The organism is Paenibacillus sp. FSL H8-0259 (genome assembly GCF_037963255.1).
GTDB lineage: Bacteria > Bacillota > Bacilli > Paenibacillales > Paenibacillaceae > Paenibacillus_AQ > Paenibacillus_AQ phytohabitans.
Map to the genome: position 1 here is coordinate 5856315 of NZ_CP150147.1, position 26222 is coordinate 5882536.

Below are 26222 nucleotides of genomic sequence, written 5' to 3' on the forward strand. Positions count from 1 at the left end.
AATATGCGCAAAAAGCCCGCCACAATGAACACTGCATAAATCGCAGGTGTACATTGTGGCGGGCCTAATGCTGTGTGTATCAAGCTTCCATTATTTCGGCTTATACCCGAAATCCGGGATAGCCGTCCATCTCTTGCGCAGCTCATGCGCTGCCGCTTTGGGCTTGCGTTCCCGGGTGAAGATCCCCTTCTTGTTGCCTTGGACCCGGATAATACCCTGGCCCGTGGCAAAGTCTGCGAAATTCCAGACCTGTTCGCCGACGAAATCTTCAAATTCGTCGAAGATCTCGTGATTGGCCCTGTAGAACTCCACCTGATATTCTTCCGTGAACATGATCGGCTCCACATCATGCAGTCCGGCTACGGTATCTGTTCCGTATTCAGTCATCATCATCGGTTTACCCGGACAACGTTTGGTCCAGGCCTCCAGTTCAAGACGGAGCTTGCCTTTGGCTGATTCGAGATCACCTCCGTCCACATACCAGCCATAGTAACGGTTGAAGGCAAGCACATCAATAAGTTCGGAGATCTTATCGTTTAAGGGCGAAGCCTCTATATGTGTCACCAGGGTAACCGGGCGGTGCTGCGGATCTTCATCCCGCATCTGCTCGATCAGCGGCTTGAAGTACTCGTATGCTCCCTCTTCATAGGATGCCGGTTCATTAGCCACATTCCACATCACTACACAGGCATGGTTCTTATCCCGGTTAATCAGCTCCCGGATGACCTGCTGGTGATGCTCAAAGGTTTGGACTTCCTTCCATGTCTCTTTCTTCGTTCCCCCGGATAACATCACCAGGAAATTAAGATCCAGACCTACCGCTGGCGTCTCATCTATGACGACGAAGCCTTCACGGTCGGCCAGCCGCATCACTTCTTCGGCATAAGGATAATGCGCGGTACGGAAGGAGTTGGCTCCCGTCCATTTCATCAGGTTGAAATCCATGATATTCGCTGCTTCATCTAAGCCCCGGCCATGAAACGGGGTATCCTCATGTCTGCCGTAGCCCTTGAAGTAAAAGGGCTGGTTGTTGATCAGGAACTGCCCCTCCCGCACTTCGACTGTCCGCACGCCAAACGGCAGCCCGTAGACATCCAGTACCTGCTCCGCTTCCAGCAGTTCAATCTTCAGGGTATACAGGTAGGCATTCAACGGCTGCCATAGGGTAACACCGGGAATATCCAGCCGGCCGGAGCTTCCGTTCCCCGAGGAGACTGCGTTTCCCTCTTCATCCAGAACAGTGACCCGGATATCTGCTTCTCCGCTGACATCCACGCTGTAACGGACAATCCCGTTACCGCCGTGATAATCGGTTACGACAGTAATATCCTGCACGAAGGTTTGAGGCGTAGAGTAGATTTTCACCGGCCGTTGCAGTCCTGCAAAGTTGAAGAAATCGAAATTCGGCTGATTCTTCAGCCTGGTCTTCCCGCCGGGTTCTTCAGTCTCTGTGTATAGACCTACAGGCAATGTCGTGTAATCCACAACATTATTGACGGCAACCGTCAGCCGGTTCGATCCAGTCCGGATATACTCATTAATCACGGCCTCGAAGGGCAGAAATCCGCCGGAATGCTCCATCACAAAGCTTCCATTGATGAATACCTTGGCCTTATGTGTAGCCGAGCCGAAGCGGAGAACAAGACGTTCATTCATGATGGTCTGCGGAAGAATCAGCTCCCGCTCATACCACACCCAGCCGACATGATTGCGGATCTGCGGATTCACGCCAAGATCATTATAGGCAGAGGGAACCGCCATTGGGATCGTATCTGTCAGCTTGGATGCATACCAGTTCTCTTCGAATCCCAAGCCGTGATCCAGCTTGAAATTCCATACCCCGGCCAGATCATACAGACCGCGGGTTTCCGTCATTATTGGATAAAGCACGTGCAGCCCTCCTATCTAATCTCTGTTTTCATTCAGGATTTGGAATCGATGATCTTCTGGATCTTGGTTTGGGCATTCTGGATCGTCGCATCAATGCTTTGACCCGAGAGCATCATTTTATCAAACTCCTCCAGAAGCACTTTCTCAAGCTCTGCATGATAAGGTACCGCTGTGGCTGTCGTAGTAGCTTTGGTATTCTCCAGAACATAGAGCAGGGATTCTTTATCGATCATTTCCGGATTTTTGCTGCCGGCGATGATCCGGTCGACTACATCATTCAGATCAGCTTTTTTCCAGGACGGGATATTCTTCCCTTGCAGAACAATGCCTTCCGTGGAGAACCAGCGGATGAAGGTGTACGCTTCGTCTTTATGCTTGGATTTGCTATAAAGGCTCAGTACGTCACCGCTGACATTCGCAGAGATCGGATCTTCAGCATTCAGCTTGGGAAGCGGAGCAAATACGGTCTTGAAGCTGGCAGGAATCGTGTCTGTCCCTCCGGTTTCCGGAATAAGGAATGAGCCCGTTACCAGCATGCTTGTATCCTGATTGAAATATTGCGGTCTGTAATTCAGCTTCTGGCTGACCACCTCCGAATACGGTGTAGCGGAGCCTTCCGCCTCTCCCTGAAGACGCAGCTCCAGCGACTTACGCATGTAAGGATTGTCAATATTGGCGGTCTTTCCATCATCTGTAGTCAGATTTGAATTAAGCGATTGGCCGAAGTTCTGCACCAGGTACCCATATTGAATCCAGCTGTGAAAATAGGTGCCATACCGGGTTTTATCGCCCTCTTTTTTCGTCATAGCCTTCGCATATTCCATATACTGATCCCAGGTCCAGTCCTTGGGCAGCTCGAGTCCCGCTTCTTTCAGATGATTCTCATTGATAATAACGAGACCCTGGGAGGACTTGCCGGGCAGTCCATAGACCTTGCCGTCAATTGAGGTATCGGCCGTATATTCATCGGCGAAATTAATTCCGTCTTTAGCCAAATAATCATCCAGCGGTTCGATCATGCCAAGCCCCGCCCGTTGGGACAGATACGTCATATTGCTGAACATGATAATATCCAGATCATCGCCGCCGGCAACGGCCAGATCAAGCTTCTTGTAGAATTCATTGGAGTTGTTATCTTCAGCGGAGGCAAACTCCACTTTGATATTGGGATGCGTCTTTTCGAACTCTGCAATCACTACATCCCAGTTATCCATTTTTTTGGCATACCAGTTGCTCAGCTTAATCGTTACAGGTTCATTCGTTCCTTCTCCGGTACCCGGGGCAGCCCCTTCTTCCGAATTGGCACCGCCGCACCCCGAAATCAGCAAGGATAACAGCGGTACCAGGATGAATAGTTTCTTGTTGGCTTTGAACATTGTATAAACCCCCTATAGTGTAATTAGTCTAGCCTTTGACACTTCCCATAGCAACTCCCTCAATCACCTGCTTCTGCCCAATCATGAAGATGATTAATAGAGGTAGAATGGCTGAAACCGCACCTGCCATCATTAAGGAGTAGAACTCGCCGCTGAAATCAGCGAATTTCCGGATGCCCAGCTGTAAGGTAAATAAAGAATCAGAACGAAGAAAGATCAGCGGATTCTGATAATCATTCCAGGTCCAGATGAAGCGGAGAATCATATAGGTTGCCAGGGCCGGCTGCACAAGCGGCAGGGCGATCCGGCTAAAGACCGTCCAGTGGCCTGCAGCATCAATCCGGGCGGATTCAATAATCTCATCATGAATGCCGAGGAAAAACTGTCTCAGCAAAAAGGTTCCCAGCACACCTGAAGCGGCAAGCAGCACAAGTCCGATATGACTGTCAAACAGTCCAAGCCAGCGGTACATAATAAATTGCGGAACGAGAATGGCTTGGGTTGGAATCATAAAGGTGGCTAAGACAAGCAGGAATAGCATATCCCGTCCTTTAAAAATAACCTTCGAGAATCCATAGGCTGCCATGGCGGAAATAATCAAGGACAGCGCTGTCGACATCAACGTTACCTTCGCACTATTCCAGTAATACAGGGAGAACGGCACGGCTCCAGCCCATACCTGCCTGTAGTTCTCCACCATATTCCATTTCGTTGGAATCCACTGAATCGGATACTTCATGACATCAAGCTCCGGCTTAAAGGATGCGGAGAGCATCCATAAGAAAGGCATAATAAACAGTATCCCTGCAACTCCCATACACAATGTCACAATAACGCGGCTAAGCTTGATTGATCGCATGTTTAAACCTCCTAGTAGTTGACCCATTTCTTTTGTCCGACCCATTGAATCAGGGTCACTAGCAGGATGAGCATCAGCAGAATAATCCCCATCGCGGATGCGTACCCCGACTCCAGGTTAATGAATGCAACCTCGTACAGATAAAATACAATTACCGAGGTTGACCCTGCCGGCCCGCCACCCGTCAACACCATAATCAGATCAAACACCTTGAAGGATCCGACAATCCCCGTGATTAACAGGAAGAATGAGGTTGGAGATAGTAAAGGTAATGTAATTCTGAAGAATTGTCTCAGCGGTGAAGCACCGTCCACATCAGCGGCTTCATACAAATCCCGTGAAATGTTCTGCAGCCCGGCCAGATAAATCACCATGTTGAAGCCTAGCGAAGTCCACACCATAATAATCATGACCGAGATCAGCGCAAACTTGGGGTCTGCTAACCACAGGGGAGGATTGTCCACACCTATGGATCTAAGAAATCCATTGATCGGGCCATTGTTCGGATGGTACAGCACTCTCCATAATAGGGCTATGGCAACAAAGCTCGAAATGAAGGGCATGAAATAAATCACTTTGAAAAATGTTTTGAAATACGTTGCTTTGTTAATTAATGCTGCCAGCACCAAAGCCAGAAACATCGCTACCGGGACTACGGCAATCATAATAAGGTTGTTAATCAGCGAACGGTGAAAGGATTCATCCTGCACCAGCCTGGCGTAGTTGTCCAGCCCGACAAAATGAAACCCCTCCAGCCCGGACACAAAATTCCAATCCGAGAAGCTAATCACACCGGACAAGAGAATCGGAATGATCACCAGGGTTGTGGTCAGAATGAGCATGGGTGAAATGAATAAATACCCGGCAATATTGTCATACAAAGCCTGCTTGCGCATTCTGCCTGTCCCCGGCTTCCCGAACCGCTTCATCGTCCCCTCTTTAGGTATAACCTCCACGTTTTCCACCTCGTTTTATTTTTGTATCTTCATTATAAAATCGCCCGTTTTATTGCACATGCAACGAATTTATCTATAGCGAAAAGTTTGTATAGCATTATTTTTTCTGAAATGAAAAAATTATTGGATGAGGTTAACGGCATAATAAAGTACCATGATCTAGTGAAGTTCTGTTACTGGAGGGGGAAATGAATGAAGAAGAACAATAGGCTAAGTCAATTATCCTTCCGGCAAAAGCTTATCCTGACCTCTATCACCTGCCTGGTTATACCAGCGATCGGGATGCTGTATATAACGATGGTGTATTCCAAGCTTATTATCCGGGAGCATTCTCTGGAAAAAGCTACGCAATCCTTAACGATTGTGCAGTCACAGATCGATGTGATCTTCGAAGAGATGGTATCGGTCTCGAATTTCGTCCACTTTGATCCGGAGATTAAGACCCTGCTGGAGGATGCCAAGACCAATCCGGTTGCCGCAAGAACCTTGACGAGCCGGCTGGAGCAGGTGGCCGGCGATACCCTCGACTTACGCATCACGCTTCTGGACAAGGAAGGACATGCCTATTCCGATTATTCCTTTTACGACTATGATCCGCGTCAATTTATTGAACAGGGCTGGTTCCCAACTCTGGAGAAGCTCACACCGTATGACACTTTATTCATGGGGGCAGAAGCCAATTATCTGACCTCCCTTGAGCCTGAGAAGCCGTTTGTATTCATGACAGCCCGGGCATTAAGAGAGGGGATTGCCGCTCCGCCCTATGCCTACCTTATTGTCAGCCGCAGTGAAGCCTCCATTCGTGAGCGGTTTGCTTCATTAGAGGAAGATGTTTATCTGCTGAATGATAAGGAGACGATTCTGTCCAACCGGAACCAGGCCCTGATCGGGTCTGATTTCAATACCCTGTTGCCGATCGATGAGCTGGCGTTCCCGGATATCGTAGAATTTAAGAACGAGAATCAGCTCCTCCTCTCGCTGCCGCTCAAATATGCCAAATGGCGGTTAGTCAGTGTAGCCCCCTATGAACAGCTGACGGAAAGATTGAACGGGATCAACCGGACCGGCTTGTTCATTCAAGCTATTTTTGCGGTCAGCTTTCTGTTCGCACTAACTTATCTGCTGCGGAGATTCACGAAGCCTGTGCTTGTCCTGGGGAAGGTTGCCCGCAGAGTGGAATCCGGGGATATGATGGTCCGCTCCAACATCCGGGGAACCGACGAAATCGGCAGCCTGGGCCTCTCCTTTGATAAAATGCTGGACCGTGTCCAGCTCATGCTGCAGCAGGTGGAAGCCGAGCAGGAATTGAAACGCCAGGCGGAAATTGCGATGCTGCAGGCTCAGATTAATCCTCATTTCCTGTTTAACGTGCTAAGCTCCATCCGGCTAAAGCTGCTGATGAAACAGGATGAGGAGAATGCATTTATCGTCGGCTCCTTATCCTCTATGCTGCGGGCCAGCTTTTCAAGTCAGGATGAATGGGTCTCGGTGGCTTATGAGCTTGAATCCGCCAAGCAATATATGGAGCTCATGCGGTTTACGATGAGATATCCCACCAGCTCTGAAGTCCATGTGAATAAAGATTTGCTGCTGGAGACCGTTCCGCGGTTTATTCTGCAGCCGATTATTGAGAATGCTTATAAGCACGGATTCGTACAAGGCGGGGGCAGGATTATAATTTCCATCACAAAAATCAAATCCATGCTTAACATAAGCGTCGAGGATAACGGAACGGGAATGGATGAACCTACACTGACTGCGTTATTGCAGCATATTAAACAGCAGGAAGTGGGGACAGATCCGGTGAATGTTGCCGGGTCCCCTGAACCTCCGCCCTCTCGCGGGATCGGACTAATTAATGTCTATCAGCGGTTAAAGCTCATCTACGGGGACGGCTTCGACATGAATATTGAGAGCATTCACGGACACCGTACAATCGTACAATTAGCACTGCCTGTGAAGCGGATAGGAGTGGACTAACGTGGTATATAAAGTAGTATTAGCCGATGATCACTACCCTGTACTGGAATATCTGAGCGCCAGTATTCCCTGGGATACCTTAGGCCTGGAGTTGTCGGCCTCATGCTCTGACGGCAAACAGGCCTGGGAAGCCTGTCAGCTGCATCAGCCTGATATTCTGCTCACAGATATCGGCATGCCGGCGATGGACGGGCTGGAATTAATCCGGAAGGTCCGGGAGGTGAATCCCCAGCTTCAGGCGATTATCTTGTCCTGCCACGGGGAATTCGAATATGCCCAACAGGCGGTGAAATTGAATGTTGCCGAATATATATTGAAAGAAAGCCTGCAAATTGATCAGGTCGTTTCAGTATTGACTGAGGCGGTTTCCCGGCTGGAGATCAGAATGATCTCCCAGAATAATTACCTCCAGATGCAGAAGCTGGTCACGCAGAACCACTCTGCAATCCGGACGAGATTTATCCGTATGTTCCTCGAGCAGCCAGTCTGGGATGAGGCTGAATGGTTCGGACAAGCCGCCGCTATGGGCATCCGTCTGCAAGAGGGAATGCCCTACCTGCCGGTCCTGGCTATCCCGGAACGCTCCCATGAGCTGGAACGGCGTTTCGGAGGCATTGTGAACATGCAGTTCGTGATAGATAATGTGCTGCAGGAATTTCTTGAGATCGATGGCATTATCCAGTTCGCCTTAACAGAACGGCAGTTCATCCTCTTCATCCCCTTTCCGCGCCTTCTGATCCGGAATCTTCATGAGGAATTCAGGGATAAATTCCGGCATGTCCAGAAGATGTCGAAGCTGCATCTCCGAATGGGAATTTCATTCTTTTACGGCGAGGCAACGTCAAGTCTGATCGACATCAAGAAGCAGATTCAGGCCTTACTGGATTCACAGGCCCTGCGCTTTTATACGGCTGAGGGAGCCATAATGAAGCTTGAACCTATTCAGACAACCAATGAGGACCTGTTTGTTCATTACGCTGAAATTCTTCAGCAGTTAAGAGACTGTATTCAGAATGAGGATGGTGCGCGGGTTACTGCTGCAGTTACAGAGATCAAGAAGCATATCTGGGACAAGAAATACCCGGTCGAAAGCGTAAAAAGCTGGCTGCTCAAAATGGTAATGGAGCTGGAATTAAAATATACCGTCATGCAAAATTTCGTGAACAATTTCAATAGTGAAATGCATCAGCGCTCCATCCGGGAGCTTGAAACCCTGGATCAGCTAATGGAGTGGCTGGAACAGTTCCTGAAAGACAAGATCTTGATGCTGAGGTCCATGTGGAAGCAAAATGTCCGGAAGGAAGTGGCCGAGGCCAAACGTTATGTCATGAATCATATTGGGGAGAAGGTAGGCATGGATGAGATGGCCCGGCGGCTTGGCCTGAACCCTACCCATTTCAGCCGGTTATTCAAAATCGAGACCGGTCTCACCTATATAGAGTTCGTGACCAAACTAAAAATGGAACGTGCGCAGGAGCTGTTGAATCAGACGAACATCACCATAGTAGATATAGCAGAGCAGTTAGGCTATGACAATGTCAGCTATTTCATTAAGCTCTTCCGTAACTTCTCCGGTATGACTCCGGTAGAATACCGGAAATTGATCTAAGCCCCTCTTTTTGGCAAAGCCAACTCTGATTCAATAAGAAACCAAAGGGGTAAATTAAATCCGAAGTTATATTCATTAAATTTTAAGTATCGAAGAGACCTTCAAAGCGGAAGGTCTATTTTTCACGACATAAAAACTTACTTAAGGAGGACACCATGCATCGCGTAAACCTGAATCAGGAACGTTTCAACCAGCAGGTCATAGATAATGCCTCCTTTGGAATCGCACTTGTTGGATCAGAAGGTGTGATATTGACGGTTAACCCCGCCATGGAACGGATCTTTGGCTATTCCAAGGCTGAGCTTGACGGAATGAAGCTGCAAGAGCTTTTCAATCCCGATGATGAATTCGGAAATATACATGATCTTAGGGAGCTCATGGGTGACCGGACGGATATACAGCTTGAAACGCGGTTTCTTTCAAAAAAAGGGGATCAGATGTGGGGAATGCTCACTCTCAAGTTTTTCAGCGGAGAGGATCATCCATCGTATTACATTTGTCAAATCGTTGACATCACTAAGCAAAAGGAATCCGAGCAGCGCCTTCAGGAGTCCGTAGAGCGGTACACATCGCTAAAAAAATACAACCATGACTCCGTCATTTCCTTTGGCTTGGACGGCCGGATTATTAACGCCAACAGTATGGCTGAAAAAATAACCGGCTACTCCATCGAGTCTGACCTGATCGGGATGGAACTGGCCCTTCTGATTGGACAGGAGTGTGTCCAGAACATTCTGGACAGATCTCTATATGATGAATCGGTTGATCAGCATATCAACACGCTTTACACCAAAAATGGAGAAGTCATAGAAGTGCTTACCAGTATTGCACCGATTTACGTGAATAATCAAAATATCGGATTCTACCTTATATGCAAAGACATTTCCGAGCAGAGACAGCTGCTGCTTGCCAAGGAAGCCGCCGAATCCACAAACAGGGCGAAAAGCGAGTTCCTGGCTATGATGAGCCATGAAATCCGCACTCCGATGAACGGGGTTGTGGGCATGACGGATATCCTGCTCGACACCACGGAGCTTACCGGAGAGCAGCACAGCTATGTGGAAATTATCCGTAAAAGCGGAGAAACCCTGCTCAATATTATCAATGACATCCTTGATTTGTCCAAAATCGAGGCAGGCCGGACTGAACTGCAGGAGCATACATTTGATCTGCGCAAATGCATCAAGGACAGCTTTGCTGTCATTTCCATAAGTGCTGCCCAAAAGAACCTGGAACTCTCCAGCAGCATAAATCATGATGTTCCCGACCATATATACGGTGACAGCGAACGTTTAAAGCAGGTACTTCTGAACCTGCTCGGCAATGCTGTGAAATTCACGCAGAGCGGCAGTATATCGGTAAAAGTGAAGCTTGTCCGGGAAGCTCCGTTCATGTTGGCCTTCACGGTGACAGATACAGGCATTGGAATTAATCCCTCCCGGCTTAACGAGATCTTTGAGCCCTTCGCGCAGATTGACAGTTTTATGTCCCGCCAGCATGAAGGCACCGGTCTTGGCCTTGCTATCAGCCGCAGAATTATCGGCATGATGGGCGGCGAGATCTATGCAGAGAGTGACGGCAAAAGAGGCTCCTCCTTCACCTTCACGATCAAGCCCAAGAAAGCTGAAGACATTTACAGCCAAGAGACTCCCATGAACAAACTCCCTGCCTCACGCGAAGTGAGCATCCTCCTTGCCGAAGACAATTATATTAACCAGCTGGTGATGACCAAGACACTTGAAAAAATAGGTCACAGGATTACTACCGTAACAAACGGGATAGATGCAGTTGAAGCAGCATGCAAAGAGCCGTTTGATCTCATATTAATGGATCTGCATATGCCGATTATGAACGGCTTCGAGGCAGTGAAGAGGATCAGAGAGGAGCTTAAGGAGAAGAGTCCGCCTATCATCGCGGTTACAGCCAATGCGCTGAAGGGGGACCGGGAAAAGTGCCTGGCTGCAGGGATGGACGAATATGTCAGTAAGCCTGTAAAGCGTGAAGTCATTCTGAAGCTTATAAACCAGTTTGTGCAAAAATAGGATATGGATGCGCAGACCTTCGCAGAATATACCGGAGGTCTGCTAATGCGTCTAGTATATGATTAGAAATCTGGATAATATCCTGCACACCCAAACATAATAAAGATGATTTATATATGGAAGGGGTGCTCACAATGTCAAAAGAACGGCTACGGATTGCTGCATTAGGCGGTGTTCACGAGATAGGAAAAAATATGTATTTCCTGCAATATGGGGATGATATCGTGGCTATTGATTGCGGATCCAAATTTCCTGACGAGAGCCTGCTTGGGATCGACTTAATTATTCCGGATGTAGCTTTTTTATTAGAAAATATCGATAAGGTACGGGCACTGGTTGTAACTCACGGACATGAGGACCACATCGGAGGCATCCCTTACCTGCTGAAACAATTAAACATTCCTCTCTACGCCTCCCGCCTGACCCTGGGATTAATCGAGAATAAACTCAAAGAACACGGGCTTCTCCGTCAAACCAGCCTGAACTGCATCAATTCAGACTCGATCCTCACGTTCGGCCAAATCACCACTAGCTTCTTTAATACCAATCACAGTATTCCGGACTGCCTGGGTGTTGTCTTTGATACTCCCGAAGGAACGGTGGTCCACACAGGGGACTTCAAATTCGATATGACCCCGGTCAACAAGCAATATCCGGATATACATAAAATGGCGGACATTGGCAAAAAAGGGGTCCGGTTTCTGCTCTCGGAGAGCACGAATGCTGAACGTCCCGGCTTCACTCCATCCGAACAGCTTGTTGGCGCTCATCTGGAAGATGCCTTCAAAAAAGCAGAGCGCAGAATCTTTGTCTCCACCTTCGCCTCCAATGTGCACAGGCTGCAGCAGGTTGTAGACGCTGCGGTTGTGACAGGACGCAAGCTCGCCTTGCTTGGACGGAGTATGGTGAACGTTGTTGCCGTATCCCGTGATCTGGGATATTTGAGCATTCCGGACGGTATGCTGGTCGAACCTGCGGAGGCTGCCAAGCTGCCTCCGCAGGAAGTAGCTGTCCTGTGCACGGGAAGTCAAGGCGAACCTATGGCGGCACTATCCCGCTTGGCAAATTCAAGCAACCGGCAGATGGAAATCGGTGCCGGAGATACCGTACTCCTTGCAGCCAATCCGATTCCGGGCAATGAACGCAATGTATCCAGGATTGTAGACAATCTCTATCTCCTCGGCGCACGGGTGATTTATGGATCGCGCAGCGAGCTTCACGTGTCCGGCCACGGCAGCCAGGAGGAATTAAAGCTGATGCTGACCTTAATGAAGCCGGAGTACTTCATTCCGATTCATGGTGAATACCGGATGCTGCATCACCACCGCTTATTGGCCGAAGCTGTCGGGGTACAGGGGGATCATATCTTCCTGCTCAAAAATGGCGAGCTGGTGGAGTCGGCAGAAGGGGTTGTCCGCCAATCAGGTAGGGTGACTGCCGGGCAGATTTTTGTGGATGGCCTTGGAATTGGCGACATTGGCAATGTAGTCTTGCGGGACCGGCGCCAATTGTCTGCTGACGGGGTACTGATCACGGTTATTACCCTTAGTCAATCGGATGGACGGCTGTTGAACGAGCCGGATACGATTTCCCGGGGATTCATTTATGTCCGCAATTCAGACAATCTGATGGATGAGATCAATCAGCTGGTCAAGGCAACTCTCCAGAAGATGAGCGAGGCTGACTTAGGTCAGTGGAATATTATTAAGCAGACCCTAAAGGTTACATTAAGCAAATTTCTTTATGAGAAGACGAAACGCCGTCCCATGATCCTTCCGATTATTATTGAAGTATAAAATAACGGCCTGCTTTTGGTGTTCTACCAAAGACAGGCCGTTACCCCTCCTTCAAAGAATCCCGGAATTCACCTGGATTCGTTTTTGATCTGGTACAGAATCCCTCTTTTTTTGAGCCAGCCAATCACCATTGCATCCATCAAGCCGGTACACCCGCTCTTCCAAATTCCATATTTTGAGACGCCGTGCTTTCTTATTTGATGGGTTACCGTAACTTCAACGACCGAGAACCCGTTCATCTTGGCCAGTGTCGGCAGAAAACGGTGCATTCCATTGTATAAATGAAAGCTGTCCCGACCTCCCGGGTGAACAGCTTCATTGGGCAGCCTGTATCATAAACCGCTTCTCCTGTAATCCAGTTGCGGATTCCATTGCCGAGCCGTGAGGATATCCTCATAAGTCCCGTGTCTTTACGCTCCAGCCGTCTTCCGTTTACAAAATCGATCCTTTCTATAAAAGGTATCAGTCTGAATATATCCCGGGGATCGGTCTCCAGATTTCATAACTCTCAATTCTGCCGCTCAGCGCTTCCGTAATACTCAAATACAGATCGTTTATATTGTCTTCTTCATTATAAACCGGTACGACGACTGACAGACGGATCACCTGAAACACCTCAATTTCTATTTAGGCATATGGCGGCAGACTGTGAGTTAGAAGCCTGCTGTCCAGCCTGCATCCGCAGTAATTACAGCACCGTTGATGAAACTGGATTCATCCGATGCAAGGAATAGAGCCACCTTGGCGATTTCCTCAGGCTGCCCGAGGCGGGGAATTACCCCTTTGATTACCTTAGTGCGTGCCGCACCAAGCTCATTTACATTGTTTATCGTATTGACGATATTCGTCATTGTCGCACCGGGAGCGATTGCATTACATCGGATTCCTTGCTGGGCATACATAAATCCGGTGTTCTTCGTAATGCCGACCACTGCGTGTTTGGAGGCGGTATAAGCGACACCGGCATGTGCACCGCAGAAGCCCCCCGTCGAAGCTGTATTTACGATAACTCCTTTTCCTTTATCCAGAAAAATCGGCAATGCCTTGCGTATGGCCCGCATCACACTTTTCGTGTTCACATCAAATATCAGCTCCCATTTCTCATCTGTAACATCACCGGCTGGCGCCATATTATCCATAATGCCAGCGTTATTAACCAGAATATCAAGCGTACCAAAGGTGGAAACTGCCAGATCGATCATCTCATGAATGTCGTGTTCAAGGGCAACATTAGTCTGGATGGCAACCGCCTCTCCGCCGTTCGTCCTGATACCGGCCGCAACGGCTTCAGCTCCTTCCAGGTTCAGATCGGACACGATGACCCTGGCACCTTCTTCCGCGTATAACTCCGCAATGGCCTTGCCCATTCCTGAAGCGGCACCTGTAATGACTGCTACTTTATTATTCAAACGCATATACTATTCCTCCTTGTTATCCATCCTGCAATGATTGGGGTAATGTTCTTTTATGCCTTAATCATACAGAGCACAGGATTCTTTAACATCGTCCTAACGGGAAAAGCGGCCTGCCCTTTCGGGCAAAAAAAAACATGCAGAAACGGTCTCCGCATGTTACATATTCAATAATCCCCGCTCCAGGGCGGTAGCCACTGCCTGCGGCCTGGAATCCACACCCAGCTTGTTGTATATGTTGGTCAGATGAGCTTTAACTGTCCGCTCAGAGACACCCATATCGAGGGCGATGGCTTTGCTGGTGTCCCCCCGGGACACACTCTGCAGGATGAACACTTCCCGTTCACTGAGCAGGGAACCGGCGTCCCGGGAAGGGACCGGAGCCTGCTGCTTGTCACGGACAGACAGGACACGTTCCATGATATCGGCAGTGAGTAAAGTCTCCCCGCGTACCGCCGACTTTATATTCCGGAACAGGTTCTCCCGGCTGGTATCCTTCAACAGATACCCTTTCGCTCCAAGCGCCAGACCTTTAATCATTAATTCATCTTCGTTGTAGGTGGTCAAAATAATGACCGGAACCGTACTATTCCTGCTCTTCAGCTGTTCCATCGTTTCCAGTCCGCTCATCACAGGCATGTTGAGGTCCATCAGGATCACATCCGGCTGCAGCTCGTCTATCAAAGGCAGAGCCTGCTGCCCGTTCCCGGCCTCACCGACAACCTGGAACTCCTCACCCGTCTCCAGGATAAGCTTGAGCCCCTCGCGGACTACGTAATGATCGTCCACAATCAGAATTTTATATATGCTCATATGAATTCTCCCTTAACCAGTGGTGTCTCAATCGTAACCGTTGTCCCTTGAGAATTACTGAATACTTTCAACTCCCCGCCAAGAAGTCTTACTCTTTCCTGTAATCCTAACAACCCGTAATGACCGGCATCCCTGCCAATAGCTTCGGTGTTGAATCCGATTCCGTTGTCGGTAATTCCGATCGATAGCCGGCCCTTCTCATCCGACAATGACACCCAAACCTTGTCGGCCCGCGCATGCCGGGCGATATTCGTCAGACATTCTTTAACGATATGGGAGCTGTGCTCCATCAGCAATCTGGATAAACGTCTGGTCAGTTTAAGGTCTGTAACTACAGGAATACCCGTGGAGTCTGTAAAATGCAGGATTTCATCTTCAACCGACTCCTTGAAATCAATTTCCGGCGCTGATTTGAGCCGTAAATTATCGATTGCTCCCCGTGCATCAGCCAAGGTCCTGCGGGCCTGCTGCATGGACTGTTTAATAATCTCCCCGGTCCTCTCAGTATTACCGCGTGACAAGTGTGCATCCGCAGCCTCAAGCCGCATAATCAGCCCCGCCACCCCCTGGGCCAGCGTATCATGCAAATCCCTGGCCATCCGCTGCCGTTCATTGGCGAGCGTCAATTCCTCCACCTTCTTATGAGCTTCCTGCAGATCCTGGAGAAAGCTCTGAATGCGCTGGCGCTCGTGCACCTGCCGGAAGAACATAATTGCAAAAGCAAACATAATGATCAGCATTAACACGAATATCGGGAGCAAAAAAATGATTTCTTTCGTATCCCCAACCGTCAGACCGGCGTCAAAAAAGATGATCACGCTGACAATAGCAGCAATGGATATTCTTTTGATCTGAATAGAAGAGTTGAGACTCTGGGCAATAAGCACGGGGAGCAGTCCGATTAGAACCGCCTGGTATCCGCCCGGCATCAGAATTGCACACCAGTAAATTAGAACGCCTTGTATAGAGAAATACAGCCAGAATTGTTTATTCGTAAACTTGTATGAAAACCAGTGCAGCAGTACATGAACTGAGAATAATCCTGTGAATACTGAGGGAGACAATATCTGCGGATCATGGTAAAACTGAAGAAACACAGTGGAAATATATACGACCGATGTCCAGATGACAGTCGGCAGTCTCGCTACGAACAAATCATTTATAAACTGATTAACTGTTGGTTTGTTTTCTTCCATAGGATCGGCCTCCCACGCAATTATACATTACTGAAGCATCGGTTCACATCTTCCGGTCCACAGACTGGCAGCAGGGAACCGGCTATCCGCCGATCCCTGCTGCCAGTAATCTATATATTCATTATCGTTATTGAGTATCTACGCCGATCTGGACACCTTCTGCGAATGCTTCAGCTCTACTTCCTTCATTACTTCCTCACCTTCGACATCCAGGTTCGGCAGCAGGCGGTCCAGCCACTTCGGGAAATACCAGGCCGACTTCCCAAGCAAGGTCATCACGCCGGGAACAATAAGCATCCGGACGATAAAGGCATCAAAGAGAACTCCAAAGGCAAGCGCCAGTCCCATGACCTTAACCATCGGCTCCTCTGCCAGAATGAAGCCGGTAAATACAGCGACCATAATCAGTCCGGCTGCGGTTACCACTCCTCCACTGTGATGGATACCGGCAAGAACCGACTGTTTGGCATCTCCGCTCTTCTTGAAGGCTTCACGCATCCGGCTGACCAGGAAGACTTCGTAGTCCATCGCCAACCCAAACAGTACACCCACTACGATGATCGGCAGGAAATTGAATACCGGTGCCTCTGCATAGAATCCAAACAGCTTCTGGAAATAGCCATCCTGTACGACAAAGGTGACAAAGCCTAAGGTTGCCCCCAGCGACAGAATGAATCCCAGTACAGCCTTGACCGGTACCAGAATCGAACGGAACACCAGCATCAGCAGCACAAAAGCCAAGCCGACGATGATCAGGCAGAATTTAGGCAACGCCTGGTTCAATTTCTGGGTGATATCAATGTTGACGGCAGTGCTGCCCGTTACACCAATCTTGACATGATCCTGCTGTTCAATGGCCGGGGCTTTATCCCGAATCAGATGCACAAGATCGATCGTTTCGGAATCATTAGGACCCGTCGCCGGCATGACGGTAATCAGCGACACTTTACCGGAAGGGCCGGTGACTGCCGGATTTACGGCAACCACATTGGGATAGGTTTTCACTTCCTCCATTACTTTATTAAGATTAGCCGCCGCCTCTTCTCCGCCATCCGTTTCGGCCAGAATGACCAACGGTCCGTGGTAGCCTGCACCGTAGGTATCAGACAAGAGATCGTATGCCCGGCGTTCAGTGGTATCCGGCGATTTCTGCCCGTCATTCCCCAGACCCGTCTCCATGTGAAAGAACGGCAGCGCAATGGTTGCCAGCAGCGCTACACCTGCCACGACAGCTATTAATGGCTGCCCGGTAACAAACGTTCCCCACAAATTCCCGCTGCCTGCGTTTTTTTGCTTGCTGCCTCTATTCCGGGAACGCTTAGCAGGAGCCTTAATCCGGCCGCCCAGCAAATCCAATACCGCAGGAACTACGAATATGGATGTCAATATTGCGGTGAGCACACAGAGCGCACCTGCTGCTCCCATCGCGGTAAGGAAGGGGACGCCAACGAAGGAGAACCCCAGCAGCGCGATAATGACGGTTACTCCTGCAAATACAACCGCACTTCCGGCTGTGCCGTTCGCGATGGCAATCGCTTCGCGTCTCTCATATCCTTCCGCCAGCTGCTGGCGGTATCTGGCAATAATGAATAGTGCATAATCGATGCCAACAGCCAGCCCAAGCATTCCGGCCAGTGACAGGGCAAAGGAAGGGATATCCAGTATACTTGTTCCGATGATAATCAGCATAATGCCAAATCCGAGGCCCAGACCTGCTGTAAGCACCGGAAGAACACCGGTAAGGATGGAGCCGAGTGCAACAGCGAGAATCACCAGAGCCAGCAATACCCCAAGTCCTTCAGCCGGACTGCTGGTTGCCATTTTTACATAGCCGTCCCCGATCAGTTCTGCCTGCCAGCCCGTGTCCCGAAGTGAGTCTGCGATTTCAAGAACGGAATCCTTCGATTCCTCAGTAACATCATCACCCGGAACGTTATAAGTAATCGTGGCATACCCGACGGTACCCTCCGCATTCAATGAATGATTGTCGTACGGACTTACAACTGAAGCTACCTCCGGGTCCGCTGCCGCTTCCTTGAGCTTCCCGGCAATCAGCTCCTTGGATGCTTCTGAAGATAAGGTTTCGTTGTCCGGCGCCTTCAGCACCAATTGGGTTGTCCCAAGATTTCCTTGCGGATTCGGGAATTCCTTGTTCATAACCTCGAGTGTTTTCTGTGAAGCAAGCCCGGGAATACGGGTCTCCTCACCGAAATGGATCCCCATCGACAACGCCACAATCGCTGCCACCACCACCAGCATAAGGCTTCCAATGAGGACCTTTAACCGGTTCTTCGCCGACCAATATCCCAGCCGGTATAATAATTTCGCCATAACAGTATCGTCTCCTCTGTGTAAGTTCTTCTCTATGCCCTTATCTTATAGACGTGTGAGCCTGCTGCCATCGTCCGATCGGGCGGGAAGCGTCTGCCCTTTCGGGCAGACGCCGAAAAGGCCCCGGATAGGGGCCTTACCGGAAATCTTCATTTCATCCCTTAACCGAACCCACCGTAAGTCCCCCTACGAAATACTTCTGCAGAAAAGAGAAGGCAATCAGAAGCGGAAGTGCGCACAGCATACAGGCTGCAAACAGCACATTCCATTGAGTCGGGTTCTGCTGATCGCCCATGAAGCCGAGCATAGCCAGCGGCAGCGGAGATTGCGACGACTTGGAGATAAACGTCATATTGAAGAAATAATCATTCCAGATCCAGATGCCCTGCGTGATGATCACGGACACCGTGACCGGAATCAGCAGCGGGAATACGACCGTCCAGAACCGGCGGAAGAGTCCCGCACCGTCAATATGGGCTGCTTCCTCTACTTCTTCCGGGACACCGCTGCGGATAAAGCCGGTATACAGGAAGGTGGAGAACGGCAGGCTGCAGGTTACAAACATTAGAATCGGCGTGTACTGCGTGCTGGGAATCCCCAGGCTGTTGATCATTTGCACAATGGGGATCAGCACCATCTGCCCCGGGACAACCAGACCGGCCAGGAAGAAGAGGTACAGGAACTGGCTCCATCTGCTTTTGATCCGCGCCATCGGATAGGATGCCATAGCTGCGAAGACCACTACCAGCAGTACGGAAATGGCCGTCAGCACCACACTGTTCAGGAGAGCAGTCCCAAAATGCATCCGCTCAAAAGCTGTCCGGTAACTGGCAAAGGAAAGCTCATTGAACAAATTCAGCGGATTCGTATTGTTATCCGGAGACCGCAGTGAGGTGGATAACACAATCACCAGCGGAATCAGATTGAGCACCATAATCACGATGACCAGCAGCTGAAGCAGTATTTTTTTAAGCAAAGCTCCGGGATTGAACGGTTTACGCGTCTTTAAGGCAGGCTCAGGCTGCAGCATTTTACCTGCTGTGGTTCCGCTGCTCATGCTGACACCTCTTTTCTATTCATCAGCCGTACCGAGACGGCGGTAACAGCGATAATCAGGATAAACGAAATAATCCCCAGCGCCGAAGCCTTGCCGAACATCTGCTCCGTGAAGGCCATTTTATAAATTGAATAAATCAGGGTGTTAGTCGAAGTTCCGGGACCGCCATTGGTCATAATGAACGGGAAGTCGAAGGCCTTCAGCCCGTTGATCAGGCTCAGCGTCGTGTTGATCGTAATCGATGTGGCAAGCAGAGGAAGCTTCACATAACGCAGCAGCTTCCAGCCGCCGCAGCCGTCAATCCGGCCAGCCTCCAGCAGATCATTCGGAACCGTTTGCAGCCCTGCGAGGAAGATAATCATCGTTGTGCCGACATTCTTCCAGATTTCCACGAAAATGATCGAGTATAGCGCAGATGAATAGCTGCCCAGGAAGTTTAAGTTGTCATTCGGAATGCCCAGCTTATCCAGGAATGTGGCAATCATCCCGCTGTCCGGCATATAGACATAGCTCCAGATGAAACCGACCACAATTGCACTGAACAACGTTGGAATGTACGAGATCGAGCGGTAGAAGCCCTTCCCCCGGATCTTCATGTTCAGCAGCAGCGCCAGCGCAAGTCCGATCAGGTTGCCCGCCACTACACTGACTACGGTATAAACCAGTGTGTTGCTGATCGAATTACCGAGCGTCCCTCCGTTAAACAAAGCCTTGTAATTATCGAAGCCGATATAATTGAAGGTCTGAGCAAACCCGTTATAGTCCGTCACACTATATTGAAACAGCTTGGTAATCGGAAAGATCCAAAAGGTCAAATAAAAGAGCAGCGCCGGGACTGCGAAGAAATACATCGTTTTTTTCATTACAGTAGATTTCATCTCTGTCTTATCCTCCTGTCCACAATTGTTCCGCCTCCCGCTGATAGATGACAGGCTGGCGGAACAATGATCAGTTATATCTTATTTGTTCTTCCACAATTCCTTGAACTTCGCATCCATAGCCTCTGTGACCTGCTCCGGAGTGGTCTTGCGTCCGCCGATAATTTCAGCAAATTTAGCTTCCATTTCTTCAGCTACACCTGTCGGCCACATCTGATTGGGGAAGTATACGGACTTTCCGTTATTCAGGTAGGAATCGTTGACTTCCTTGAAGAGTTCATGGTTCAGGGCCACACCTTTATATACACTGATCGAGCTGTTCGCTCCGGTCCAGGCTTTGAACAGGTCAGACTGGCCGTCAAACAGATAATTCATCACTTCTTTGGCGACATCCAGATTCTCCGACTTGGCATTCAATGCGAACCCGGCAGCAGTTGCAGCGGACACGTAAGTCGGCTGTCCTGCTTCATTCGCCGGCAGGGAGAAGAATCCGCGGGTAAAGTCAGCTGCACCTTTGGCCGTTAATGTAGCATAATCCCAGGTTCCGTCAAAAATCATCGCCGATTTGCCGTCAATAAACAGCTGAGCCGCTTGGGCACTTCCAAGTCCGAGTGAATTTTTGACCACATAGCCTTTGTCGTACAATTCCTTCATCTTGGAGATTGTCGCTGCCCATTTCGGATCTGACAGTGATTTCTCACCCGCCTGAAGCTTGGTGTCAAAATCCATTTCATCCGGGTAAACAACATTCGCGGCAATCTGATACATTCCGAACTGCAGGAACCACGGGTCTTTATCCGCCAGTGAGATTGGAGTAATACCCGCGTCCTTCAGCTTCTGGCAGGCTTCAAGGAATGAAGGCCAGTCTTGCGGCATTTCCGTAATGCCCGCTTGCTTGAACAAGTCCTGATTATAGTAGACCCCCAGGTAATCCAGGCCGCCTGCGATTCCGTAAGGCTTGCCCTCGTATGACATATCCTCCTTCGCTCCCTGGCTGATGTTATCCCAGAAGGTCAGGTCGGACAGGTCGGCCGCATAACCAGCTTTGGCCATATCCAGCACTCCAAGGGATGCATTTCTCGGGAAAACCCAGTAAATATCCGGCCCTTGGCCTGAAGCAAGCTTGGTACGGATAGAAGTGAAATACTGCTCATCCGGAAGCTTCGAGGTTTCCAGTGTCACGTTAGGGAATTTCTCCTTGACGAGCTTAGGCATGATATCGAGTGCAAAATCCTGTCCGTCCGGGGCTTTCGTGCCGGATACCATCATTGTGAGCGTCACCTTCTTGGCGCTGCTGGCGGTATCTGTGGCCGCTGCGGCCGTTGCCTCAGCCTCCGGTGTGGTTGAAGCGTTCCCATTATTGGCCGGCTGATTCCCGTTGTTTCCTGATCCGCAGCCGGCAAGCAGTGTAAGCATTAACGCCAGCAGCAGCGTGCCCGTCCGTTTCTTTGATCGCGTTTTCATTAAATAACCTCCCTATTCTTCTATACCTTCGATTTCCCGGCCGCCCTTATTCCCGGTGGCTGTATTGATATCTTAATCGTGAAAGCGGTATAATTACTTTTGCATTTAAGGTGCACTATTTTACGGTCTTCTACATCGGAGGAAACAAGTATGAAATTTGTCAGTATCAAAACAAAGCTTTTTCTGGCGCTGGTTCTTGTCTCCGTCATTCCGATTGTCATTGTCACGTATAGCTCCTATCAGAGCTATACCGATCTGGTCAACCAGCAGACCTCACTTGTTGCCTCCAACACCGTTCATAATACGGTTCAGGGCATTGAGGACATTTTCGGAAATATTGAACGCATCTCGCTGACCATTCAGCAGCAGTCCTCGAGTGCAACCGCATACAGTACAGTAAGTGATGAACTGAAGAAGCTGGCACTTACCAGCGACTCCTACGACATTTTCATTATACAGAACAAGCTGAAGCTGATCTTCGAGAATTTGCTGCTCAGCTATGATTATGTTAACGGAATTTATCTTTTTGCCCCTGACGGCAAAAACATCAGCTACGGCAGCACCGCCGAGCTTCAGGTCGGCTATGTCCCGTTCCAGGATGACTGGTATCAGCAGACCATAGCCAGCAAAGGCCAGCTTTATATCGGAGAACCCGGTGTAAAGCCCTATATCATTAACTCTGAACCTTCCCTTGTCTTCTCCCGGGCGCTTTACGATATGAAGACCCAAGAGTTCCTCGGCGTATTCATGCTGGACTGCAGCCTGGATATTTTCAAGGGCCTGAACCAGGATGCCGTACCCAATATGAGCTACTTTGTCCTGGCGAATGACGACGGCAACATTATCTATGACAGTACCGGCAAGAACACCGACACCCGGCTGCCAAGCGCCTTAATCCGCAGAACGGAGGCCATGGCGGGCGATGAGCTGGAATTTTACGACGGGGACATGTTAACTGTGATTCAAAAGCTTCCGGTCTATCACTGGAGTGTCATCGCCAATATCTCACTAAGCGGGCTGTATGAGAAATACGGGATATCCCGGAAGCTGATCGTTTACATTTCTCTGACCTGCGCCGTTATTTTCATTCTGCTCTCTGTCCTGCTGTCCAACTGGATTACCAAACCGATTACCCGTCTGGCCCGGATCATGCGCAAAAACAAATCACAAAAGTTCATCACGACCGATATTGAGCCTCAGCGGGTGGACGAAATCGGCTTCCTGTATACGGAATACAACAAGATGATGAAGGACATCGATACCTTTGTCAGGGAAAGCTACCAGAATAAAATCCTGACCATGGACTCGCAGATGAAAGCGCTTGAAGCCCAGATTAATTCACATTTCCTGTACAATACACTTGAATCTATCAACAGTATCGCCGAGATTGAGGAGGTAGACAGCATTGCAGTGATGACCAAATCCCTGGGGGACATGTTCCGTTATAGCATCAAGACCGACAGTGAGCTGGTGCTTGCCCGGGAAGAGCTGCAGCATGTCGATAACTATATGACCATCCAGCAGATCCGCTATGGCAGCAAAATCCGTTATGTCAAAGAAATGGAGCCGGCTGTGCTGGAAGCCAGAATTCTCAAGCTGATTCTTCAGCCTTTGGTGGAAAATGCCGTCTACCACGGATTAGAGAACAAGAAGGGCAGCGGATTGCTTCTGCTCAGAGGCTACCTGGAGCCGGATAGCGGGCGGATTATCTTTGAAATCCGCGATGACGGGATCGGTATTCCCGCCGAACGGCTGAATGAGATTCAGGAGCTGCTGGAGCTGCAGCCTGAGTTCATGGGGCTGGGGCATCGCAGCAGACAGAGCATCGGCATTAAGAATGTGCACTCCCGCATCGCTCTCTACTACGGCTCCGACTTCGGACTGGCGATTACCAGCGAACCTGCGGCGGGTACGGCCATAACCTTGACTCTCCCCTCCAAATAACACTGAAAGTAGGCTGGACCATGTACAAATTCATCATTGTCGACGACGAGCCTTTGATCCGCCAGGGCCTGCTGAAGAAGATCCGCAGCGTAACTGCTGAGCTCAGCTTCTGCGGTGAAGCAGACAACGGCGGGGATGCCCTTGAGCTCGTCCGTACACAGGACCCGCATCTGATCTTCACCGACATGCGGATGCCGGTAATGGACGGCAAATCCCTGCTCCGGCAGCTGCAAAGCCAATATCCCGACAAAAAGATTATCGTAATCAGCGGCTACTCTGATTTCGAATATATGCAGGAGGCCATTTCGGCGCGCGTAGTCCATTATCTGCTGAAGCCGTTCAGTAAAGAAGAAATCCTTGATGCCATCTCCAAAGCGGTAACCGCAATCGAAAGTGAGCAGTCCTCCAAGGCGGAGACGCTGAGCATCACCAGAGAAGCTGAGCAGCTCAGTCTGCTTGGAGATATGCATGCCCTGCTGCAATATATTTCCGGGTTTTATCCCGTGGAGCACCCGCCCGTGTTCCGCTCTGCCCCCATGCGGAATCTCATGTCTGCCGGCAGAATGGTCCTGTTAACTCTCTATACACCGGAAGAATTAGCTGCCCAGGAGCCTGCTTTGGAGGGGACCCGCCTGTTTCTTCTGCACCCGCAGAGCAGGAAGGTGGCCTTCTCTCTCCAGCTCTATGACAGTTCACTTCCAGAGACCGAGATCCTGGAACTGGCCGCCTCAGAAGCCCGGAAGCTGATTGCCGGGACAGGACCCCAGGCCTGCATTGGCATCAGCAGTGTAATAAGCACTGTGTCCGGGCTGCAGCAGGCACGCGAGGAATCTATGTCTGCCCTGAACTGCCGGGCCATCGCAGACCAGGGCCAGTATTTCCTCTACCATCCCGGCAGCTACCAGACCACGCCCGTGATGTGGGAAGGCAGCCGGGACCTGATCTTTTTCATTGAATCGGGCAACACTGGAAAGGTCACTGAAGGGGTGCTCGATTATTTTGACTATTACCGCGGGCAGCCTGCGGCGACCATTCATCAGCTCAAAGAGAATTGCCGGCATATCATCGCTGAGGTCAAAACGCTGATCGCTGCTTACTTCCCGGCCCAGAACGGACAGCATCCGTCTTCGAGCCTGGAAGCCGTGCTTAGCATCTCGTTCGATGCTGAGGAGATCCGGCTGTACTTCCTGACGGTGCTCACCTCCGCAGCGGACTTGCTCAAGGAGCAATCGGTGTACTCTTCGCCAAATGTCATCGACAATGTGAAGGTGTATATCCGCAAAAACATAGCTTCTCCCGTCACACTTGAGCATCTGTCAGGTCTGTTCTACATCAGCCCGAGCTACCTGAGTTTTCTGTTCAAAGAAAAGACCGGTGAGAATCTGATTGATTATGTCAACAAAGAGCGTATTGAACGTGCCAAGCTGTTGCTGCGCACAAGTGAGGATAAGATTTATAAGATCGCCAAAGCTTTAGGAATCGACAACGCCAAATACTTTTTCCGGCTGTTCAAGAAAATGACGGGACACACACCTGAAGAATACCGGAAGCTTAGTGTAGCCGGAAAGGAGACCGGACCGGATGGATCACCGGGAGCTTGAACAGGCTCTGCGCCGCCATAATACCATAGAAGCCAAGCAGCGGCTCACCCGCCGCAACATCGAAGAGTTCGGCGGCCAAGAAATGACCCTGCCGCCCGGAGAACGGGTTCCGCGTCTGCCGGAACACCTCTTCTTCCGCCAGGGTGATTATCATATCAGCAAGCATCACAGGTTTGCGGCGATGCCGGAGCATACCCATTCCTTTATCGAGCTTAATTACATGTACTCCGGCCGCTGCCGTCAGAGGATCGGCGGCTCTGACATTGAGCTGACTCAAGGCCAGATCTGCCTGCTCGATACGGATATGCCCCATTCGATATCCATTCTGGATGAGGATGACATTCTGATTAATATTCTGATGCGCAAGGAAACGCTGAGCGCGGCATTTCTGACACGCCTCGGCATTGACGGGAGATTAACCGACTTTCTGGTCAATGCCCAGTCTCCTTCCACCGCCCATGACCGTTATCTCCTCTTCCGCTCGGAGCACTGCCTGAACCTTCACCATGTTCTCGCCAGCCTTATGTGCGAGTATTTCGATCCCCGTGAGTTCTCGGCGGATATGATCAGCGGCTATATGGTCATCGTATTCACGGAGCTCATGCGGGTACTGAACCAAGATCCTGCCTTAAGCGGGCTTCCGTTGACCAAACGGGCCGATCTGCTGGAGATTCTGCAGTATCTTGAGCGGCATTTCCGTCATTGTTCCCTGAAGGATCTGGCTGCTCACTTTAACTTCAATCCGAATTATCTGGGCAATCTGCTGAAGAAAAGCACCGGCAAAACCTTCGGGGAGCTGGTTCAGGAGCATCGTATGGCTTATGCGGCTCTCCTGCTCACCAGCAGCGGCCGCTCTATCGGAGAGATTGCCGGCGAATGCGGCTATGAAAGCCTGAGCTTTTTCCACAAGAAATTCGTTGAGCGCTACGGGTTAACTCCGCTGCTCTACCGCAAGCATAACCAAACAACCTGAGACGCCGCTTGCTGCGGATGCTCAGGTTGTTCGCGCTGCTGCCTT

18 protein-coding genes are annotated in these 26222 nt (G+C 50.0%); 7 read left to right on the forward strand and 11 right to left on the reverse strand.

Annotated elements, in window-relative coordinates:
* Positions 1–90: 90 nt before the first annotated feature.
* The 4 genes from uidA to NSU01_RS25275 are packed head-to-tail and all read right to left on the reverse strand — an operon-like array spanning position 91 to position 5081.
* A complete protein-coding gene (uidA, locus tag NSU01_RS25260; RefSeq protein WP_076244488.1) occupies positions 91–1890 on the reverse strand; it encodes a beta-glucuronidase in 1800 nt (599 codons plus the stop codon).
* Between the two features lie 32 nt (positions 1891–1922).
* Positions 1923–3266 carry a sugar ABC transporter substrate-binding protein gene (locus tag NSU01_RS25265; RefSeq protein WP_076244486.1) on the reverse strand — a complete coding sequence of 448 codons (1344 nt, stop codon included), beginning with the start codon at positions 3264–3266 and terminating at the stop codon, positions 1923–1925.
* Between the two features lie 28 nt (positions 3267–3294).
* The gene (locus NSU01_RS25270) at positions 3295–4125 is read right to left on the reverse strand and encodes a carbohydrate ABC transporter permease (protein WP_042139001.1); all 831 of its coding nucleotides are present in this window, start codon (positions 4123–4125) and stop codon (positions 3295–3297) included.
* Positions 4126–4136: 11 nt separating this feature from the next.
* Entirely contained in the window at positions 4137–5081 is a 945-nt protein-coding gene (locus tag NSU01_RS25275) for a sugar ABC transporter permease (protein WP_231575192.1), read from the reverse strand.
* Between the two features lie 192 nt (positions 5082–5273).
* Between NSU01_RS25275 and NSU01_RS25280 the strand changes: the two genes are divergently transcribed.
* The 4 genes from NSU01_RS25280 (at position 5274) to NSU01_RS25295 (ending at position 12508) form a co-directional block, all read left to right on the forward strand.
* Positions 5274–7061, forward strand: coding sequence for a histidine kinase (locus tag NSU01_RS25280; RefSeq protein ID WP_042139004.1), 1788 nt, complete (start codon positions 5274–5276; stop codon positions 7059–7061).
* A gap of 1 nt (position 7062) precedes the next feature.
* Positions 7063–8670, forward strand: a complete 1608-nt coding sequence (locus tag NSU01_RS25285; protein WP_042139005.1) for a helix-turn-helix domain-containing protein — start codon at positions 7063–7065, stop codon at positions 8668–8670.
* Positions 8671–8825: 155 nt separating this feature from the next.
* The gene (locus NSU01_RS25290; RefSeq protein ID WP_076244484.1) at positions 8826–10712 is read left to right on the forward strand and encodes a PAS domain S-box protein; all 1887 of its coding nucleotides are present in this window, start codon (positions 8826–8828) and stop codon (positions 10710–10712) included.
* Positions 10713–10846: 134 nt separating this feature from the next.
* Positions 10847–12508, forward strand: a complete 1662-nt coding sequence (locus NSU01_RS25295; RefSeq protein ID WP_231575193.1) for a ribonuclease J — start codon at positions 10847–10849, stop codon at positions 12506–12508.
* Between the two features lie 653 nt (positions 12509–13161).
* Here NSU01_RS25295 and NSU01_RS25300 read toward each other — a convergent pair.
* From NSU01_RS25300 to NSU01_RS25330, 7 genes are all read right to left on the reverse strand, one after another.
* Positions 13162–13923, reverse strand: a complete 762-nt coding sequence (locus tag NSU01_RS25300) for an SDR family oxidoreductase (RefSeq protein ID WP_076244482.1) — start codon at positions 13921–13923, stop codon at positions 13162–13164.
* 156 nt (positions 13924–14079) lie between these two features.
* Positions 14080–14733, reverse strand: a complete 654-nt coding sequence (locus NSU01_RS25305) for a response regulator transcription factor (protein WP_042139009.1) — start codon at positions 14731–14733, stop codon at positions 14080–14082.
* Positions 14730–15929: a sensor histidine kinase gene (locus NSU01_RS25310; RefSeq protein WP_042139010.1), complete on the reverse strand. Its 1200-nt coding sequence runs from the start codon at positions 15927–15929 to the stop codon at positions 14730–14732. The genes NSU01_RS25305 and NSU01_RS25310 overlap by 4 nt, the downstream gene beginning before the upstream one ends.
* Before the next feature lie 138 nt (positions 15930–16067).
* Positions 16068–18260, reverse strand: a complete 2193-nt coding sequence (locus NSU01_RS25315) for an MMPL family transporter (protein WP_076244480.1) — start codon at positions 18258–18260, stop codon at positions 16068–16070.
* A gap of 154 nt (positions 18261–18414) precedes the next feature.
* On the reverse strand, positions 18415–19317 hold the full coding sequence (locus NSU01_RS25320) for a carbohydrate ABC transporter permease (protein WP_081970091.1): 903 nt from the start codon (positions 19315–19317) through the stop codon (positions 18415–18417).
* Positions 19314–20195 carry a sugar ABC transporter permease gene (locus NSU01_RS25325; protein WP_076244478.1) on the reverse strand — a complete coding sequence of 294 codons (882 nt, stop codon included), beginning with the start codon at positions 20193–20195 and terminating at the stop codon, positions 19314–19316. The genes NSU01_RS25320 and NSU01_RS25325 overlap by 4 nt, the downstream gene beginning before the upstream one ends.
* 81 nt (positions 20196–20276) lie before the next feature.
* Positions 20277–21659 (reverse strand): extracellular solute-binding protein, encoded by a 1383-nt coding sequence (locus NSU01_RS25330; protein WP_076244476.1) that lies wholly within the window; start codon positions 21657–21659, stop codon positions 20277–20279.
* Positions 21660–21809: 150 nt separating this feature from the next.
* On the opposite strand from NSU01_RS25330, the gene NSU01_RS25335 reads away from it, so the two are divergent.
* The 3 genes from NSU01_RS25335 to NSU01_RS25345 are packed head-to-tail and all read left to right on the forward strand — an operon-like array spanning position 21810 to position 26177.
* The gene (locus tag NSU01_RS25335) at positions 21810–23603 is read left to right on the forward strand and encodes a sensor histidine kinase (protein ID WP_042139015.1); all 1794 of its coding nucleotides are present in this window, start codon (positions 21810–21812) and stop codon (positions 23601–23603) included.
* 20 nt (positions 23604–23623) lie between these two features.
* Positions 23624–25204, forward strand: coding sequence for a response regulator (locus NSU01_RS25340; protein ID WP_076244475.1), 1581 nt, complete (start codon positions 23624–23626; stop codon positions 25202–25204).
* Positions 25185–26177, forward strand: coding sequence for a helix-turn-helix domain-containing protein (locus NSU01_RS25345; protein WP_076244473.1), 993 nt, complete (start codon positions 25185–25187; stop codon positions 26175–26177). The genes NSU01_RS25340 and NSU01_RS25345 overlap by 20 nt, the downstream gene beginning before the upstream one ends.
* The last annotated feature ends 45 nt before the right edge of the window (positions 26178–26222 follow it).

Bases quoted from the DNA above. Each gene is read 5' to 3' on its own strand.
- NSU01_RS25300 (WP_076244482.1), bottom strand. From the start codon at position 13,923: ATGCGTTTGAATAATAAAGTAGCAGTCATTACAGGTGCCGCTTCAGGA.
- NSU01_RS25295 (WP_231575193.1), top strand. From the start codon at position 10,847: ATGTCAAAAGAACGGCTACGGATTGCTGCATTAGGCGGTGTTCACGAG.
- NSU01_RS25315 (WP_076244480.1), bottom strand. From the start codon at position 18,260: ATGGCGAAATTATTATACCGGCTGGGATATTGGTCGGCGAAGAACCGG.
- NSU01_RS25340 (WP_076244475.1), top strand. From the start codon at position 23,624: ATGTACAAATTCATCATTGTCGACGACGAGCCTTTGATCCGCCAGGGC.
- NSU01_RS25270 (WP_042139001.1), bottom strand. From the start codon at position 4,125: ATGCGATCAATCAAGCTTAGCCGCGTTATTGTGACATTGTGTATGGGA.
- NSU01_RS25330 (WP_076244476.1), bottom strand. From the start codon at position 21,659: ATGAAAACGCGATCAAAGAAACGGACGGGCACGCTGCTGCTGGCGTTA.
- NSU01_RS25325 (WP_076244478.1), bottom strand. From the start codon at position 20,195: ATGAAATCTACTGTAATGAAAAAAACGATGTATTTCTTCGCAGTCCCG.
- NSU01_RS25345 (WP_076244473.1), top strand. From the start codon at position 25,185: ATGGATCACCGGGAGCTTGAACAGGCTCTGCGCCGCCATAATACCATA.
- NSU01_RS25310 (WP_042139010.1), bottom strand. From the start codon at position 15,929: ATGGAAGAAAACAAACCAACAGTTAATCAGTTTATAAATGATTTGTTC.
- NSU01_RS25265 (WP_076244486.1), bottom strand. From the start codon at position 3,266: ATGTTCAAAGCCAACAAGAAACTATTCATCCTGGTACCGCTGTTATCC.
- NSU01_RS25290 (WP_076244484.1), top strand. From the start codon at position 8,826: ATGCATCGCGTAAACCTGAATCAGGAACGTTTCAACCAGCAGGTCATA.
- NSU01_RS25280 (WP_042139004.1), top strand. From the start codon at position 5,274: ATGAAGAAGAACAATAGGCTAAGTCAATTATCCTTCCGGCAAAAGCTT.
- NSU01_RS25320 (WP_081970091.1), bottom strand. From the start codon at position 19,317: ATGAGCAGCGGAACCACAGCAGGTAAAATGCTGCAGCCTGAGCCTGCC.
- NSU01_RS25335 (WP_042139015.1), top strand. From the start codon at position 21,810: ATGAAATTTGTCAGTATCAAAACAAAGCTTTTTCTGGCGCTGGTTCTT.
- NSU01_RS25305 (WP_042139009.1), bottom strand. From the start codon at position 14,733: ATGAGCATATATAAAATTCTGATTGTGGACGATCATTACGTAGTCCGC.